A 2,409-nucleotide genomic window follows, 5' to 3' on the forward strand; every position below is an offset into this window, starting at 1 on the left:
CTGTTCGTGCGACGTGAAGTCGCTTGATTCATTGCTTCACCGCTTCGGCGGCAGGAAGCCTGATGTTCCGTCATCAGTAGCCTATCGGTGCATGCGTGGTTGGTAACGACTGCGTGTGAAGCCACCGAGACAATGTAGACCGGCGCAAGCCAAGGGAAGGCCGCGAGGCTGACCCTGCTACTGCGAGCATCAACGCGGTTGGGTCGCTAGGCTGGTTGGTATGGTTAACGCAAGTGAAGTGCTGATAAACGTCGTCACGTCTGATAGAGCCAAAGATGCTGACAGGCTCTTTCCCAAAATGGGGCTGTAGCTGGACATCCCTTTGAATAGTGGGGATGCACGGACATTCATAGCTACCGGCGAAAAGGCACAACCTAATCCGACCTTGTGAATCAAGTGAAACACGGTAAGCCCGTATCTCTGCCCCTCGGGGCAGGCAGACCGCAAGGAATGCTGTTGGAGGTGCGGGTAGAGGAATGTGGAGAAAGCGAATGCCGCTCTGTAATGGGGCGGATAGGGATTGAGCCGCAAGGCGACATCATCCCGCGCGAAAGCGAGCAGACTTCCACTTGGTCTTTCTCTACGAGAAAACTTGTCCAACCTTCTTCAAGAGGGAATTGCAGATGACTACGCAAGAAATTGCTTGCGCGGGTGCGCCCTCACGCGAATCGGTCACATGGCACAGCATCGACTGGGCCAAGTGTCACCGTGAAGTGCGAAGGCTCCAAGCGCGTATCGTAAAGGCAACGCGGGAAGGGAAACACGGCAGGGTGAAAGCCTTGCAGTGGATTCTGACCCACTCGTTCAGCGGCAAAGCTTTGGCCGTCAGACGAGTCACCGAGAACCAAGGCAAAAGAACTCCGGGCGTGGATGGCATCACGTGGTCCACACCGGAGGCCAAGTCTCAAGCGGTCCAATCGCTGCGGCGGCACGGTTACAAGCCAATGCCGTTGAAGCGAATCTACATCCCAAAGTCGAATGGCAAATTGCGGCCACTCGGGATTCCGACGATGAAGGATCGGGCAATGCAGGCGCTGCACTTGCTTGCGCTCGAACCGGTCTCGGAAACGACGGGCGACCTGAACTCCTATGGGTTCCGTCCCGCTCGTTCCACGGCGGATGCGATCGAGCAATGCTTCGCTTTGCTGGCAAAGAAAGATCGTGCTCAGTGGGTCTTTGAGGCAGACATCAAAGGCTGCTTCGACAACATCAGTCACGACTGGCTGTCCGAGAACGTCTCGATGGACTCGGCAGTGTTACGGAAGTGGCTGAAAGCGGGATACCTCGAAAGCAACGCTCTTTATCGAACGGAAGCGGGAACACCGCAAGGTGGCATCATCTCGCCAACGCTGGCAAACCTGGCCCTCGATGGGCTTGAACCGATGCTTCTTCGGCGGTACTTGAAGAAGAATTGGAACAAGCAGAAGGTCAACATCGTCCGGTACGCAGACGACTTCATCATCACCGGCGCAACGAAAGAAGTGCTGGAGAACGAGGTCCGTCCAATGGTCGAGGAATTCCTGGCTGCACGGGGGCTCACGCTCTCGCCAGAGAAGACCAAGATCACGCACATCGACGATGGGTTTGATTTCCTCGGATTTAACGTACGCAAGTACGACGGCAAGCTTCTCATCAAGCCATCCAAGAAGAACGTCTCGGCGTTCCTTGGCAAAGTCCGGGAGTTCGTAAAGGGCAATAAGGCACTCCGCCAAGACAAACTGGTGAAGGCGCTCAACCCGATGATTCAGGGGTGGGCGAATTACCATCGGCACGTCGTGGCACGCCGCACTTTCGAGCGCGTCAGGATGGAGATTTGGCAATGTTTGTGGCAGTGGGCAAGACGACGCCACCCGAACAAGGGAGCGCAGTGGGTACGGAAGAAGTATTTCCAGACCGACGGCTTCCGCGGATGGGTGTTCGCGATGGACACCGGGGAACGGCTCAGCAATGGGAAACCAAAGCTGACCGCACTTCGGGACATTTGCGATACGAAGATTCGTCGGCACCGCAAGATCAAGGCTGATGCCAATCCGTTCGACCCGCAGTGGGAAACCTACTTTGAGCAGAGGTTCGGCTTCAAGTTAAAGGACTCGCTGCAAGGGCGGAAGAAGCTCATTCGGCTTTGGATGGAACAGGGCGGTAGGTGCCCGGTTTGTAGTCAACCCATCACCGAAATCAGCGGGTGGCATGTCCATCATCTGGTCAGGCGGGTAGACGGCGGACCGGACATCAACTCCAACCTGGTCATGGTGCATCCGAACTGTCATAACCAGATTCACGTCAATGGTCTCAAGGTGGTGAAGCCGGTTCGCGAAAGCGGGCTTTGAAAGGCTTGAGCCGTATGAGGGGAAACTCTCACGTACGGTTCTTAGGGGGGGATGGGCCAGCAATGGCCTGTCCCTACCCGAC

At 56.2% G+C, this 2,409-nt stretch carries 1 protein-coding gene; it reads left to right on the forward strand.

The window, feature by feature from the left end:
- Positions 1 to 623: 623 nt before the first annotated feature.
- Complete coding sequence (ltrA, locus tag N5J73_RS24115; RefSeq protein WP_058174471.1) at positions 624 to 2,327, forward strand: group II intron reverse transcriptase/maturase; 1,704 nt, start codon at positions 624 to 626, stop codon at positions 2,325 to 2,327.
- Positions 2,328 to 2,409: the final 82 nt, after the last annotated feature.

The sequence above is a fragment of the Stenotrophomonas sp. GD03654 genome (genome assembly GCF_029845105.1).
Lineage (GTDB): Bacteria > Pseudomonadota > Gammaproteobacteria > Xanthomonadales > Xanthomonadaceae > Stenotrophomonas > Stenotrophomonas africana.